9 protein-coding genes, 1 pseudogene and 1 riboswitch are annotated in these 13,081 nt (G+C 69.0%); of the genes and pseudogenes, 5 read left to right on the top strand and 5 right to left on the bottom strand.

The features are described from left to right. Positions 1–96 precede the first annotated feature (96 nt). From RZV17_RS15180 to RZV17_RS15200, 5 genes are read left to right on the top strand one after another with little or no spacing between them, the layout of a single operon-like run. Positions 97–1,323 carry an ATP-grasp domain-containing protein gene (locus RZV17_RS15180; protein ID WP_184438627.1) on the top strand — a complete coding sequence of 409 codons (1,227 nt, stop codon included), beginning with the start codon at positions 97–99 and terminating at the stop codon, positions 1,321–1,323. Further along, a complete protein-coding gene (locus RZV17_RS15185; RefSeq protein WP_355604658.1) occupies positions 1,320–3,113 on the top strand; it encodes an IucA/IucC family protein in 1,794 nt (597 codons plus the stop codon). The genes RZV17_RS15180 and RZV17_RS15185 overlap by 4 nt, the downstream gene beginning before the upstream one ends. Then, positions 3,110–4,282 (top strand): MFS transporter, encoded by a 1,173-nt coding sequence (locus RZV17_RS15190; protein ID WP_355604661.1) that lies wholly within the window; start codon positions 3,110–3,112, stop codon positions 4,280–4,282. Before RZV17_RS15185 ends, RZV17_RS15190 begins: the two co-directional genes overlap by 4 nt. Further along, positions 4,260–6,029: an IucA/IucC family protein gene (locus RZV17_RS15195; RefSeq protein WP_355604664.1), complete on the top strand. Its 1,770-nt coding sequence runs from the start codon at positions 4,260–4,262 to the stop codon at positions 6,027–6,029. Before RZV17_RS15190 ends, RZV17_RS15195 begins: the two co-directional genes overlap by 23 nt. Beyond that, complete coding sequence (locus tag RZV17_RS15200) at positions 6,026–7,222, top strand: type III PLP-dependent enzyme (RefSeq protein ID WP_355604667.1); 1,197 nt, start codon at positions 6,026–6,028, stop codon at positions 7,220–7,222. The genes RZV17_RS15195 and RZV17_RS15200 overlap by 4 nt, the downstream gene beginning before the upstream one ends. A 68-nt stretch (positions 7,223–7,290) precedes the next feature. On the opposite strand, the pseudogene RZV17_RS15205 reads toward RZV17_RS15200, so the two are convergent. The 5 genes and pseudogenes from RZV17_RS15205 to RZV17_RS15225 all read right to left on the bottom strand — a co-directional run. Beyond that, positions 7,291–7,420 (bottom strand): annotated as a pseudogene (locus tag RZV17_RS15205) (histidine phosphatase family protein); the annotation flags it as partial. Continuing rightward, complete coding sequence (cobT, locus tag RZV17_RS15210) at positions 7,417–8,463, bottom strand: nicotinate-nucleotide--dimethylbenzimidazole phosphoribosyltransferase (protein ID WP_047695093.1); 1,047 nt, start codon at positions 8,461–8,463, stop codon at positions 7,417–7,419. The gene cobT and the pseudogene RZV17_RS15205, both read right to left, overlap by 4 nt. Beyond that, complete coding sequence (locus tag RZV17_RS15215; protein WP_243851636.1) at positions 8,460–8,759, bottom strand: bifunctional adenosylcobinamide kinase/adenosylcobinamide-phosphate guanylyltransferase; 300 nt, start codon at positions 8,757–8,759, stop codon at positions 8,460–8,462. The genes cobT and RZV17_RS15215 overlap by 4 nt, the downstream gene beginning before the upstream one ends. A 497-nt stretch (positions 8,760–9,256) precedes the next feature. Then, positions 9,257–11,134: a TonB-dependent vitamin B12 receptor gene (btuB, locus tag RZV17_RS15220; protein ID WP_355604672.1), complete on the bottom strand. Its 1,878-nt coding sequence runs from the start codon at positions 11,132–11,134 to the stop codon at positions 9,257–9,259. A gap of 117 nt (positions 11,135–11,251) precedes the next feature. Further along, a riboswitch (cobalamin riboswitch) is annotated at positions 11,252–11,477 on the bottom strand. 273 nt (positions 11,478–11,750) lie between these two features. Next, positions 11,751–13,037 carry an O-acetylhomoserine aminocarboxypropyltransferase/cysteine synthase family protein gene (locus RZV17_RS15225; protein WP_104579905.1) on the bottom strand — a complete coding sequence of 429 codons (1,287 nt, stop codon included), beginning with the start codon at positions 13,035–13,037 and terminating at the stop codon, positions 11,751–11,753. Between the last annotated feature and the right edge of the window lie 44 nt (positions 13,038–13,081).

The raw sequence follows: 13,081 nt of genomic DNA on the forward strand, positions 1-13,081 counted from the left end.
GATCGCTGGATCGCAGGCCACCCAACGCCCGTTCGCGGCGCCAGGCAGCCCGTTTACCTATCGGTTTCCCCACCGCCCTGTCGAACGAGAGCTGCCATGAATGCTGTACCCGACGCCCCCCTGGTGATCCTCACCCATGTCTGCCACCCGGCCATCACCGATGGCTTTTTGCCGGCCGCGCACGCGCAAGGCATTCCGGTGTGGCTGCTGACCGACCATCGGCTCGATCACCTGGCCTATTTCCGCGACCACCCCACGCATGCGCCGCAGCGGGTGATCGAATGCGACGTGTTCAATCCGCTCGGCGTGCTGGATGTGCTGCACGACGCCGCACTGCGGCCACGCGCGGTCTTCAGCAACAGCGATCATCTGCAGACCAGCACGGCGCTGGTTGCGGCCGGCCTGGGGTTGCCGGGCAAGGATTGGCAGGTCTGCTACGCGGCCAAGAACAAGGCCGCGATGCGGCAGCGCCTGCGTGCACGCGGCCTGCCCTCGCCGTGGTTCTGCACCCTGGCGCCCGGCGCCGCGCCACCGGACGAGATCCCGTGGCCGGTGGTGGCCAAACCGCGCGAAGGCGTGGCCAGCCTGGATGTGCGCCATTGCGCCGATGCCACGCACCTGCAGGACTATCTCGATGAGGTATGGCAGCGCCACCCGCAGCGCACCGTGCTGCTGGAAGGCATGTTGCAGGGGCCATTGTTCACGCTGGAAACGCTGGGCGACGGGCAGACGCTGCAGGCCATCGGCGGGTTCAGGGTGCGCCTGTCGCCGCCACCGCATTTTGTCGAGTGCGAAGCGCAGTGGGATGCCCGGGTCGATACCGCAGTGGTTGCGCAGGCGCTGCAGCAACTGCGTGCCTTCGGCGTCAACTTCGGCCTGTGCCATAGCGAATTCATCCTCACCGACCAGGGCCCGGTGCTGGTGGAAATCAACTACCGCAGCATCGGCGACCGCCGCGAATTCCTGCTCGACGGCATGTTCGGCGGGCACTGGTTTGCCGCTGCGCTGGCGCCGCATCTGGGCCAACCGCTGCCGCAGCTGCGCAGCGAGCGTGCGCATGCCCTGCTGCGTTACTACGTGGCCGAAACGGAAGGCGAACTGGTCACCGCCAGCGAAGACCGCCGCCATCGCGACGCGCACAGCGACGTGCAGTACCGGCGCATGCGCGCACCGGGCGAACGCATCCAGCTGAGCCACTCCAACAAGGATTACCTGGGCGTGCTGAGTGCGGTGGCCAGCGATGCGCAGGCGCTGGAGCAGGCGGTGGTGCAGGCCGAGGCCGGTCTGCACTGGCGCATCGACACCGCGCAGGTGCACGCATGAGCCGCGCCGACGACCAGCGCTACATCACCACCCGCATCATCGACGCCTGCCTGCGCGAGGATCTGCGCGGAATCGTCAGCCGCGGCCAGGCGGCCACGCCCGACCCGCGCGTGCTGGCGCAGTGGCCCGACCCCGGCCCGGTGGGCGGTTGGTGGCGCATCACGCATCTGCCCGGCGGCACGTTGTGGCTGCCGATCCACCACGGCGGCGTGCTGCAGGACTTCAGCGCCTGCAGCGATCGCTGGGTGGTGCAGACGGCCGACGCTGCGCAGCTCGAACAGGGCGCGCGGGCCTGGCTGCAGCGCATGGGCGCCGAGCTCGATGCGCAGACCTTGCAGCTGCACCGCGCCTATGCCGACGAGGCCGACTGCGCTGCTGCACACCGCGGCCTGGCACGCCAGGCCTACGATGCGCAGGCACCGGCGCTGGCCACTGCCCTGCAGCACGCAGACCCGGCCGAACGCGCCTACCGTTGCGACCAGCTGGCCAGTTACCGCGACCACCCGTTCTATCCCACCGCGCGCGCCAAGGCCGGGCTGGAGGCATCGGAGTTGCGCGACTACGCGCCGGAGTTTGCGCCCACCTTCGCGCTGCGCTGGCTGGCGATCCCGCATGCACTGGTCAGCTGCACCAGCACGCCGCCGGCCGCGCTGTGGCCTGACATGGCCACGCTCGGCCTGCCGCCGGCGCTTGCGCACACCCACCTGGCCTGGCCGGTGCATCCGCTGGTGTGGGAACGACTGGAACAGCCCGGCTTCGAGCTTCCGGCCGGTGCGGTGCGTGCACCGCGTGCATGGCTGCAGGTGCGCCCCACCCTGTCGGTGCGCACGCTGGTGCCAGTGCAGCAGCCGCACCTGCACCTCAAACTGCCGATCCCGATGCGCACGTTGGGCGCACTGAACCTGCGTCTGATCAAACCGTCCACGCTGTACGACGGGCACTGGCTGGAGCGCGCGTTGCGTCGCATCGATGCGCACGACAGCGCCCTACGGGGCCGGTGCGTGTTCGTGGACGAGTCGCATGGCGGGCATGTGGGCCAGACCCGGCACCTGGCCTATCTGGTGCGGCGGTATCCACCCCTGGACGACGCCACGCTGGTGCCGGTGGCCGCGCTGTGCGCGTGGCTGCCCGATGGCCGGCCGATGGCGATCCACCTGGCCGAGCAGTTCGCCCACGGCGACGTGCAGGCCTGGTGGCGCGACTACACCGAGTTGCTGCTTGCGGTGCATTTGAGGTTGTGGCTGCGCTACGGCATTGCATTGGAAGCCAATCAGCAGAACAGCGTGCTGGTGTATGCCCACGGCCAACGCACCCGCCTGCTGATGAAGGACAACGACGCCGCGCGGATCGCCATGCCGCAACTGCGCGCCCAATTGCCGGACATCGACACGCTGGGCCCGCTGCACGATGCGCGGATTGCGGTGGACGATGCGCAGGCGCTGGCGCAGATGTTCTGCACCATCGTGCTGCAACTGGATCTGCAGGCGGTGCTGGAAGGCCTGGCCGAGTGGCAGCCGGCGCTGCGCGCGCCGCTGGCGGCGCAGCTGCAGGCGCAGCTCGCGCGGACGCTTGAACACCTGCACGCCGAAGGCATCGATACCGCGCCCGCGCGTGACCTGCTCGCCATGCCCCGGTTGCCGGTGAAGTACCTGCTCAGTGCCGGCAGCCTGCTCAGCAAGCAGCTCACCGGGGCGAGCGACATCAACAAGTTCTACGGCAACAGCGCGCCCAATCCGTTCGGCACTGCGTTTGCGCAACAGCCGCGCCATCAGGCCGGTGGTGGGCGATGAAGCGCATTCTCGGCCCGGTGCTGGCAGCGCACTATCTGGCCGCCTTCACCGCCCTGGGCATGCCGCTGTTCCTGCCGCAGGTGCTGGCCGAACTGGCACCGGGCGCGGCGGTGGGCTGGAGCGGCGTGCTGTACGTGCTGCCGACGCTGTGCACCGCGTTGACGGCCGGCACCTGGGGGCGGCTGGCCGACCGCTACGGGCGCAAGCGTTCGTTGCTGCGCGCGCAGCTGGGGCTGGCGCTGGGCTTTGCCATCGCCGGCTTCGCACCGTCGCTGCCCTGGCTGGTGGTTGGCCTGGTCGTACAGGGCGGCTGCGGCGGCTCGCTGGCCGCGGCCAACGCCTATCTGGCCAGCCAGCCGCAGGCCGGCCCGTTGGCGCGTGCACTGGACTGGACCCAGTATTCGGCACGGCTGGCAATGGTGAGCGCACCCGCGCTGCTGGGGCTGGCCCTTGCCCTGGGCCCGGCGCAATCGCTGTACCGCGCGCTCGCGCTGCTGCCGCTGATCGCGTTCGCGCTGACCTGGCGGTTGCCGGCGGATCACCCCGCTCCACGGCCAGTGGCCGCACGCAGCGCCGCGTCGGGTCCGGCGCCATTGCAGGCCACTCCAGCGTCATGGCCTGCGCTGCTGCTGGCGCAGTTCCTGTTCTGTTTTGCGATGGTGGTGACCTTCCCGTACTTCATTCCCTACGCACTCGCGCGCGGCGCCGGCCACGATGCGCTCGCCGGCCTGCTCTACAGCCTGCCGCACCTGGTGTACCTGGTGGTGCTGCCGTGGTGGCGGCGCGGCGATGGCCATGCATGGCTGATGCCCGGGCTGTTGCTGTTTGCGCTTGCCTGCCTGTGGCAGGCGCTGCTGCACGACGCCATCGCGCTGGTGGCGGCGCGGCTGCTGTTCGGCCTTGGCATGTTGTTCGGCCTGCGTGGGCTCAACCGCAGCCTGGCCCTGGTCGCCAGCGGCCACGGCGCCGGGCGCCTGTTCGGCCGGTTCGATGCCTGCGGCAAGTGGGCCGGCGTGGCCGCCGGCGCCGCCGCCGGTGCGCTGGCCCAGGCCGCCGGCCCGGCCAGCCCTTTCCTGGCCGCCGCGCTGGCGGCCGCCGCTGCTGCGCTCACCGTCCTGGTGCGCTTTCCTTCGAGGAGATCTGCCGATGTCGCCGCACACGATGCATGACCCCTGGTACGACAGCATGGCCGACGCCCAGGCCTGCAGTTGCTGGTTGAACTGCTACCTGCGCGAGTTCGCCATCCCGCAACATGCCGCCGATTTCGATTACCGCGGGCTGGATCGCCCCGGCCCGCGGGTTGCCGAACAGCGCTGGCTGCGCATCGCGCTGGGTGCCGCCGGCACGCTGTGCGTGCGCATTGCCCATGCCGACCGGCTGGGCCGCTGCCGTTTTGCATCCACGCCGTTTCTCAAGAGCGCCGGCCAGCCGTGGCAGAGCCTGGCAGCGCACGCCCTGGCACGCTGCCTGCTGCAGTCGCTGGGCAGCAGGCAGGCGGTGAATCCGGAGCTGCTGGCACAAAGCGCCAACAGCGTGGCGGTCACCGCGGCGTTGTTGCGGCAGGCCCAGCACAGCGCGGCCAGCGGCGAGGCCATGATCGATGCGGAGCAATCGATGCTGTGGGGGCATGCGCTGCATCCCACGCCCAAAAGCCGCGAAGGCGTCGCGCTGGAGCAGGTACTGGCCTGCGCCCCGGAAGCGCGCGCGCAGTTCCAGTTGTTCTGGTTCCGCATCGACCCGCGCCTGCTGCGCGTGCAGGGCCAGGACGTGCGTGCCAGCTTGACCCAGCTGTCCGGCGACCCGGCGCTGTATCCCTGCCACCCGTGGGAGGCGCAACGCCTGCTGGACGACCCCTTGCTGCGCACGCTGCAATCGCGCGGCCTCATCGCACCGGTCGGCCTGCGTGGCGCTGCACTGCGCCCCACCTCGTCGGTACGCACGTTGTATCACCCGGCGCTGGAGTACTTCCTCAAGTGCTCGGTGCATGTGCGCCTGACCAATTGCGTGCGCAAGAACGCCTGGTACGAACTGGAAAGTGCGGTCGCCCTCACCGAGCTGCTGGCGCCAAGCTGGCAAGCGTTGGCCGCGCAGGTGCCCGGCTTCGATGTGATGCTGGAACCTGCGGCAACCTCGCTGGATGTAGCTCAGGTCGATCGCGCGTTGCACGACGCCGACCCGCACGCCGCACGCAACCTGTCGGAGAGCTTCGGCATCCTGTACCGCAAGACCATCCCCGCCGCGCAGCGCGCGCACTGGCAGCCACAGGTGGCGGCAGCGTTGTTTACCTGTGATGCGCAGGGCAATAGCGTCTGCGCCCGGCAGCTGCAGGCGCTGAGCCGCACGCCGATGGATCGCCGCACCGCCACACTGCGCTGGTTCGGCACCTATGCCAGCGTGTTGCTGGACGGCGTGTGGAGCGCGTTGTTCCAGCATGGCATCGCCCTGGAGCCGCATCTGCAGAACACCGTGATCGGGTTTGCCGACGGGTGGCCGACGCGGGTGTGGATTCGCGACCTGGAAGGCACCAAGCTGCTTGCCCACCACTGGCCACCGACACGGCTGCACGGCGTCGGCGAGCGCGCGCGGCAATCGCTGTATTACACGCCCGAACAAGGCTGGAACCGCGTGGCCTACTGCGCCCTGGTCAACAACCTGGCCGAGGCCATCTTCCATCTGACCGAAGGCGACGGCACGCTGGAAGCGCAGCTGTGGCGCCGCGTGGGAGAGATTGCCGTGCGTTGGCAGCAGCGCCACGGCGCACAGCCCGCGCTGCAGGGGTTGATCGACGGCGCGCCGCTGCCGGGCAAGAACAATCTCGGCACCCGTCTGTTGCAACGCGCCGACCGTCAATCCGACTACACCGCCCTGCCCAATCCCATCGCGCCGCTCCTCCGCGCACGGCAGGTGGCGGCGTGAGCCTGCAGATCGACACGGGCCGCGTCATCGCTGCGTTGCCGCAACTGCGCGCCAGCAGCGATGGCCCGGTCTGCGCGTATGTCTACGATCTGGCCGCGCTGCACGCGCATGCGGCGTGGATGCGCGCGCAGCTACCTGCGCCGTGCGAGCTGTTCTACGCGGCCAAGGCCAATGCGGAGCCACCGATCCTGCATACGCTCGCGCCGCATGTGGACGGCTTCGAGGCCGCATCCGGTGGCGAACTGGCCTGGCTGCATGCACAGCAACCGCAGGCAGCGCTGCTGTTCGGCGGGCCCGGCAAACTCGACAGCGAACTCGCCCAGGCGGTGGCCCTGCCCGACTGCAGCGTGCACGTGGAAAGCCTCGGCGAGCTGCAGCGCCTGGCGGCCATCGCCGCGGCTGCCGGCCGCTGCGTGCCGGTGTTCCTGCGCATGAACATCGCCGTACCCGGCGCCAAGAGCACGCGCCTGATGATGGGCGGGCAGCCCTCGCCCTTCGGGCTCGACCCGCAGGACCTGGACACCGCCATGCAGCTGCTGCGCGCAACGTCTGCGCTGCGCCTGGAAGGGTTTCATTTCCACCTGATGTCGCACCAGCGCGATGCCGGTGCGCAGCTGCACCTGATCGCCGCCTACCTGCGCACCGTGCAGCAGTGGCGACACACCTACGGTCTCGGGCCGCTCAGGGTGAATGCGGGCGGCGGCTTCGGCGTGGACTACCTGGCGCCGCAGGCTTCATTCGACTGGGCCGGCTTCTGCGCGGGGCTGCCGGCGTTGTTGCACGAGCACGGCGATACGGTGCGCCTGCGCCTGGAGCCGGGCCGCTATGTCAGCGCCAGTTGCGGCTGGTACCTGATGGAAGTGCTCGACCTCAAGCGCAGCCACGGCGCCTGGTTTGCAATCGCGCGCGGCGGCACCCATCACTTCCGCACGCCGGCCGCGCAGGCGCACGACCACCCGGTCCGCGTGCTGCGCGGGGTGCACCCGCCGGTCATCAGCGACACCGCAGTCACCCTGGTCGGCCAGCTCTGCACGCCCAAGGACGTACTGGCCCGCAACCAACCCGTCGCCGCACTGGCCCCCGGCGACTGCCTGGCCTTTCCGCTGGCCGGCGCCTACGCCTGGAATATTTCGCACCAGCAGTTCCTGATGCACCCGCCACCGCAGCAGCTGTTTTTGCCGGTGGTGGGTTGATGGTGACCGCACACGATGCCCGCCATACGAACGCACGTCGCACCGGGTCCACCTTGCATGCTGCCCGGATTCCAATCACCCACTGCAGTAGCCGCGCGCAGTTGCTGCCACCCCGGTTCGGTCAGCGGGTCTTCGAACTGGCCGCGCTCACTGCGCTGGCGGTATCGCATGCCGCAGCAAGGTGGTCCGCACGCTCATGCGTCGGATACGCCGGCCTCGGCAAAGGTGGCCATGCCGTTGTGCAAGGCGCAGGCGCTGCGCAGCAGCGGAATCGCCACCGCCGCGCCGCTGGCCTCGCCCAGGCGCAGATCCAGCTGCAGCAGCGGTTCGGCATCGAGTGCGCGCAGCAGCGCAGCGTGACCACGTTCCTGCGAGCGATGCCCGAACAGCAGCCATTCGCGCACGCCAGGGTTGAGACGGGTGGCGACCAATGCCGCAGCGGTGGAAATGAAGCCGTCCACCAGCACCGGGATGCCGGCCTGCGCAGCGGCGATATACGCCCCGACCAGCGCGGCGATCTCGAAGCCGCCGAGCCGGCGCAACCGTTCCAGCGGGGTAGCCGCATCGGAGTGCACGGCCAGCGCACGCGCGATCACCGTGGCCTTGTGCGCGATGCCCTCGGCATCCAGGCCGGTGCCGGCACCGGCCATCGCCTGCGGAAATTGGGACAGCAAGGCGCAACTCAGCGCGGCGGCGGCGGTGGTATTGCCGATCCCCATCTCGCCGCCGACGAACAACTGCGTATCGCAACTCCTGGCCTGCGCGATGCTCTCGGCGCCGGCGGCAAGCGCATCGCGCAACTGCGCCTGAGTCATCGCCGGCTGCTCGCAGAGATTGGCGGTGGACGGCGCGATCCACGCACGTCGCACCCGTGGCAGCTCGCCCGGGTCGTTGACCACGCCCAGGTTCACCACTTCCAGCCGTGCGCCGAGCTCGCGCGCCAGCACCGCGATGGCTGCGCCGCCGCGTGCGAAGTTGCGCACCATCTCGCCGGTGACCGCCTGCGGAAAGGCCGAGACACCTTCGGCGGCAACGCCATGATCACCGGCGTACACCGCAATCCACACCCGCTGCACGGTCGGGTGCGCGTTGCGTTGCCAGGCGGCCAGCTGCACCGCCAGTTGCTCCAGCCGCCCCAGCGCGCCGTGCGGCTTGGTCAGCTGTTCCTGCCGCGCCAGCGCCGCAGCGCGCACGCGCGCATCCGGCGTTGCGCATGCAGCAAGGATCCAGTCGCTACTCACACCGCTTCTCCCGTCAGCACCATGGGCAAACCTGCCACCACCACCATCGCAGGCCCGCACTGTAGCGCCAATGCCTGGCGCCGCCGGCCGGCTTCATCGACAAAACGAGGCGTGAGTTCGCCCGGCGGTACATCGCCGTGCCCGACCGCATTGCTGACCAGCACCCCCTGCCCGGGCAACTGCGGCAGCGGTGTGCAACAGGTCACATTCGCGCATGCAGGCGCCCCGCATCCGGGTGGCCCGGCAGGTTGCGCAACCACAGCGTCAGGTCGACGGCCGGCAACGGTCGGGACCATCGGGAAGGGTCAGGTGGCTGCGGCAACGGCTCGCAGCCATAGATCAGTCGACCAACGGGCCGTGCCCAGGCACGGCCACTGCCCGCAAGGTGCCGTCCAGCGTGATGGGCGCTTCCATGCAGCACCCCCGCAATGGGCGCCAACCGCGGTGACACGCGATGCCGGTGCTGCATCGCCGCTTCGAAGGCCTGCGCGGTGGCCATGTACCTCGCAGGATCGGACGCGGTGCCGGCAACGCATCGGCCAGCGCTTTCCCGAGCGCGTGATTCCAGGACCAACCGGCGCTTCCTGGGTCATGGCGGGCGGGCTACGTCAGGGCGGCGGTCTCCGGAGGCGTTGCAGCGCGTCACCCGGACGGGCGAGCGAGCCGCCATGCAGCGCGGCATGAGCCCGGGGGACGCAGCACAACCAATCCCCAACCCGGCAAAGCGGCCAGCGCCTGCGGACCGTCGGGACCCGCCGCAGCGCAACCCGCCTTCGCGCGACGAAAGGTCGCGTTATTGCGCTGGCTGGTAGCGGAAGGTGAGCAGGTAATTCCGCCCGGGCTGCGCATACCAGCGCGCGGTTTCGTAGCGGCGGTCGAACACGTTGTTGGCGGTGAACTGCACCTTCCAGTCCGTGTTGATCGCATAACTCATGCGCAGGTCCAGCAGACCGTAACCGGCCAGGCGCTCTGTGTTGGCCAGGTCATCGAAGCGCTTGCCCGAGCCGAACAGGCTTGCGCCCACGCCGAACGCGCCGACGGTGCGGTCGGCATCGATGCGCCCACTCTGGCGGGCGCGACGCGGCAGCCAGTTGCCGTGCCCGACCTCGCCATCGGCCTGCGGCGCCAGCCAGGTCAGCGCGCTACGCAGCGTCCAGCCAGCCAGCGCGGTCTCGTAACCGGCTTCGGCGCCACGGATGCGCGCCTTGTCGATATTGTTCGGCTGGCCAAAGGGGTGGGCGGCATCCACCAGCGAGGCGTCATAGGCGATTAGGTCGCTGATGCGGGTCTGGAAGGCGCTGAGCGTCCAGGTGCCCCAGTCGTAGCGCCCCCGCAGCCCAAGCTCCGCACTGTTGGACGTCTCCGGCCCGAGCAACGGGTTACCGAAGTCCGGGTAGTACAGCTCATTGAAGGTGGGCGCCTTGAATGCGGTGCCGTAGCTGGCGGTCAGGCGCAGGTGCTCGGCAAAGTCCCAACCCCACAGCAGGCTGCCGGTGGTCTTGCCGCCGAACTGGCTGTTGTCGTTGCGACGCAGGCTGGCCTGCACCGACTGCGCACCGAAGCTCTGCTGCCACTGCGCAAATGCCGCGCGGTCGATGCGGCTGTCGGCGTCGTAGTTGTCGCTGCTGGCGATGGCGTCGCGCTGCCAGTCAAAGCCGACCGTCAACAGGCCCGGTGCCGTGGTGATGTCGGCCTGCAACGAGCCCTGCTTGCGGCGGGTGTCGTAAGTGGACACGTACGCACCGTCGTAATACGCATCGCTGAAGTCGGAACTGCCGCCGACGCTGGCGGTGAACTTGAGCGCATCGGTGGGTGCGTAACGCACACGGCCACCGACCGCCTGCTGCACGCCCTTGGACAGGTTGCCGCCAAAGACAGAGCCGTCGTAGTCGTTACGGCTCTGCGCACGCAACGCGTGCACGTCGGCATCCCACTGCCGGTTGAAGCGCCAGCCGCCTTGTGCACTCAACGAATCGTTGCGACACCCATCGCGATCCGGGTCGTAGGCGCTGGAACTGGTGTCCAGATACGCATTGATGCCGTCGGTTTCGTCATGCACTGCGTTGACCGAGTACCAGCCGCCGGCCTCGCCCAGATCGCCCTCGCTCCGCCCGGCCAGGCCGGCACCGTAGCGGCGCGCGTTGTTGCTGCCGGCAGCCACGCTGAGCATCGGCACGAAGCTGCCCTGCGGGCGACGGGTGAAGATCTGGATCACCCCGCCCAGCGCTTCGGAACCATACAGGCTGGAAAACGGGCCACGCACGATCTCGATGCGTTCGATCTGTTCGATCGGCAGGTCCTGCAGGGCCGCCCCACCGGAGGTGGCCGAGCCGATGCGCACGCCATCGATCAGCACCACCACCTGGTCGGATTCGGTGCCACGCAGGAACAGCGAGGTCGGCTTGCCCGGACCGCCGTTGTTGGCCAGCGACACCCCGGCTTCGCCACGCAGCAGATCCTGCAATGCGGTGACCTGGCGACGCTCGATCTGCGCGCGGTCGATCACCGTGACCGGCGCCAGTGTCTGGTCCTGGGTCTGCGCGGTGCGCGAGGCGGTGACCACGACTTCGTCGAGATCGACGGCGGCCTCTGCCCGGGCCAGGTTGGTCATGCACAGCGACAGCCCCACGGCCAGCACGGCGCGGGTCGGCAAAACGGAAGAAACGGACATCGACTGCTGCTCCTGGAACCGCGCCTACCCGCGCGGGGGGCAATGGGGGCGGCAGACAGCAACGGGCCAGGCGCCCAACGCCGCAGCGCCAGACGATCAAGGCCACGCCCACCGCGTGCCGGGTCTTGTCCCTCAGGCCGGTCTCCGGGCTCGCGAGTGGAAGCGGACGCTTCCCAGGCCTGCGCCTTCCCATGCAAGCACAGTGGCGTGACGTGCAGACCCTTATCTCGCCCACCGTTGCGGGGGCAGCTCCGGAATTGCGCCCCGCCCAAGGCGAGCCGCGCACCGGATTCCCGTTTAAACCACCGCAACTGCGGCAGTCACCTCAGGGGCGCGCATGGTAGCAGGCGCCTCAGAGGTCTGCGACCACCGGCCAAGCCAAGCGCGTCTCCACGCGCTGGGCGGTGAATGACCGCTTCCTTCTCCCATCGGGGACATTGTCCTCCTTCATGGGGAGAAGGGCTCAACCTGTCCTTCTCCCATCGGGAGAAGGTGCCCCGAAGGGGCGGATGAGGGCGCGATTGCGAGTCGATGGCGCCGTTCGACGTCGACTGCTGCATTGCAGACCTACCGCACCCTCACCCCAACCCCTCTCCCGCAGGAGACTGGCTAAACCTCACGCCCCCTGCAGCGCCTGCTCCAGATCCGCCAGCAAGTCATCGATATGCTCGATGCCGATCGACAGCCGCACGGTGTCTTCACTCACCCCGGCATGCTCCAGCTCGGCCGGGCCCAGCTGGCGGTGCGTGGTGGACGCCGGGTGCGTCGCCAGCGACTTGGCATCGCCGATATTCACCAGCCGGGTAAACAGCTGCAGCGCATCCAGGAAACGCGCGCCGGCCGCACGCCCGCCGGGCAGACCAAACGTGAGCACGCCGGACCCGTGGCCGCCCAGATATTTCTGCGCCAGTGCATGCTCGGGGTGATCCGGCAGCGCGGCATAGTTGACCCAGGCAACGCGTGCGTGGTGCTGCAGATACCTCGCAATGGCCAAGGTATTGGCGTTGATGCGCTCCATGCGCAGCGGCAATGTTTCGATACCTTGCAAGATCAAGAACGCATTGAACGGCGACAGCGCCGCACCGGTATTGCGCAATGGCACCACGCGCGCACGCCCGATATACGCTGCCTCGCCCAAGGCCTCGGTATACACCACGCCGTGATAACTCACGTCCGGCTCGTTGAGGCGCGGAAAGCGTGCCTTGTGCGCCGCCCACGGAAAGCGCCCGCTGTCCACGATCGCCCCACCGATGCTGTTGCCGTGCCCGCCTAGATACTTGGTCAGCGAATGCACCACGATGTCGGCACCGAAGTCGATCGGCCGCAGCAGCGACGGCGTGGCGACGGTGTTGTCCACGATCAACGGCACGCCGTGCGCATGCGCCACGGCCGCCACCGCTTCGATATCGGTGATGTTGCCGCGCGGATTGCCGATCGACTCGACGAACACCGCCTTGGTGCGTTCGTCGATCAAGCCGGCGAACGCCTGCGGGTCGCGATAGTCGGCAAAGCGCGTACTGATGCCGAACTGCGGCAGCGTATGCGCGAACAGGTTGTAGGTGCCGCCATACAAGGCGCTGGAGGACACGATATTGTCGCCGGCCTCGGCGATGGTCTGGATCGCATACGTCACCGCGGCCTGCCCCGATGCCAGCGCCAAGGCGCCGATGCCGCCTTCCAGCGCGGCCACGCGCTGCTCCAGCACGTCGTTGGTGGGGTTCATGATGCGGCTGTAGATGTTGCCCTGCACCTTCAGGTCGAACAGGTCCGCGCCATGCTGGGTATCGTCGAACGCATACGCCACCGTCTGATAGATCGGCACCGCCACCGCGCGCGTGGTCGGGTCGGGGCGATACCCGCCATGCACGGCGATGGTTTCAGGCTTCCACTGCGGATCGGTCATGGCACGGCTCGCTGCTGGACAAGGAGCCCGACGATACCCGGCCG

The sequence above is a fragment of the Xanthomonas cannabis genome, from assembly GCF_040616535.1.
Lineage (GTDB): Bacteria > Pseudomonadota > Gammaproteobacteria > Xanthomonadales > Xanthomonadaceae > Xanthomonas > Xanthomonas cannabis.

Excerpts from the sequence above, each read along its gene's own strand:
- RZV17_RS15180 (WP_184438627.1), top strand. The coding sequence starts at position 97 with ATGAATGCTGTACCCGACGCCCCCCTGGTGATCCTCACCCATGTCTGC.
- RZV17_RS15185 (WP_355604658.1), top strand. The coding sequence starts at position 1,320 with ATGAGCCGCGCCGACGACCAGCGCTACATCACCACCCGCATCATCGAC.
- RZV17_RS15190 (WP_355604661.1), top strand. The coding sequence starts at position 3,110 with ATGAAGCGCATTCTCGGCCCGGTGCTGGCAGCGCACTATCTGGCCGCC.
- RZV17_RS15195 (WP_355604664.1), top strand. The coding sequence starts at position 4,260 with ATGTCGCCGCACACGATGCATGACCCCTGGTACGACAGCATGGCCGAC.
- RZV17_RS15215 (WP_243851636.1), bottom strand. The coding sequence starts at position 8,759 with ATGGTCCCGACCGTTGCCGGCCGTCGACCTGACGCTGTGGTTGCGCAA.
- btuB (WP_355604672.1), bottom strand. The coding sequence starts at position 11,134 with ATGTCCGTTTCTTCCGTTTTGCCGACCCGCGCCGTGCTGGCCGTGGGG.
- RZV17_RS15225 (WP_104579905.1), bottom strand. The coding sequence starts at position 13,037 with ATGACCGATCCGCAGTGGAAGCCTGAAACCATCGCCGTGCATGGCGGG.